Here is a 1,357-nt window from a genome sequence, read left to right as displayed (position 1 = left end):
CAGAACCGGCGGTCTGACGTAGACGATGAGAGTGAGCGATGTGAGACAGATGTCTCTGGCAAGGTTCGTGAGGAGTTCCAGTCTGCTGAGTTTGGTGACCAACGGCTTACGAAGCGATTGATAGAGGTCGGAGATCGGCTCGGCAGGGCACCTGCCGAGTCGATCCCAAACGCGTGCGAAGACTGGGCCTCCACAAAGGCTACGTACCGATTTTGCGACAACGAGCGTGTGGATCCGAACGAGATTCTTGATGCACATAAGCGAGCACAACGGTCACGAGTGCAGGACAACGACGAGCTCTTGGTCGTCTCCGACACCACTGAACTCGTCTTTCCGAGACATCCGTCGAAGGAAGGGCTTGGCGACATCGGCAACTCCAAGACAGATCTTGAAGGCGTCAAAGTTCACTCGACGATTGGACTTGATCCACAGACTCACCGCATGACGGGGGTCATCGATCAGCAATCGCTGATCGAGGACCAGCAAGCCAGCACGAAGCACGATGCGAATGGAAAGAACGATCCAGTCGAATTAGAGAGTGAACAGGAAAAATGGATTCGGGGAGATAGGCAAGCCAGCGACTGGCTTGCCGAGGAGGTTCGGCCGATATTCATCCACGACCGAGGAGCTGACGCATTTGCCTTCTACCGCGAAGTTACAGACGACTTGGACGCTGGATTCGTCGTCCGTGCGAATCAGAACCGGTGTATTCAGACGCCGTCCGGAACGGACGGCCGTCTGATTGACTGGAGTGAAGACCTTCTTGAACAAGGTCGCACGTCTATCGAGATTGACCAAGGGAGCGGAAGAGAGGCCAGAGAAGCTGAGCTACTCGTCAAAGCCGGTTCATGTGAGTTACTCCCTCCAAAGAACGATTCAACTCATACGGATCCAGTTGAGGTAAACGTCGTACGAATCGACGAACTTGGAGAACAAGATGACCCGATTCAGTGGGTGTTACTCACCACTGAATCGGTCGATACGTTCAGTGATTCGCTGAGGGTGGTAGAGTCCTACCGCGCCCGGTGGACGATCGAAGACTGGCACAAGGTGCTGAAAACTGGATGCCGAATCGAGGAACGCCGGCTAGAAACATGGGAACGTATGGAGGTCTTGTTGAGTGTCTACTCGGTAATTGCGTGGAAGGTGCTGGAGTTGCGGGAACTTGCTCGGGGAGAGACATACTACTCACCTGATGTCCTCCTGAGCGAGACTGAACGGTCAATTCTGGAAACGAAATTTCCAGAATTGACCGACAATGGGGATCAAGCGTACGCAATTGCGGTTGCGAAGATCGGTGGCTACCTTGACCGAAGTTCCGATCCACCGCCTGGTTGGGAGACGATGTGGAAAGGTC

General features: G+C 54.1%; 1 protein-coding gene. It reads left to right on the top strand.

The features are described 5' to 3' along the window. A partial coding sequence (locus tag ABDZ36_RS14725; RefSeq protein WP_343749382.1) for an IS4 family transposase occupies window positions 1–1,357 on the top strand: 1,357 nt, incomplete at both ends.

The sequence above is a fragment of the Halarchaeum salinum genome (assembly GCF_039520965.1).
GTDB classification, from domain to species: domain Archaea; phylum Halobacteriota; class Halobacteria; order Halobacteriales; family Halobacteriaceae; genus Halarchaeum; species Halarchaeum salinum.
The sequence above is the reverse complement of the archived record's forward strand: the minus strand, read 5'-3'. Positions and strand labels throughout refer to the sequence as shown.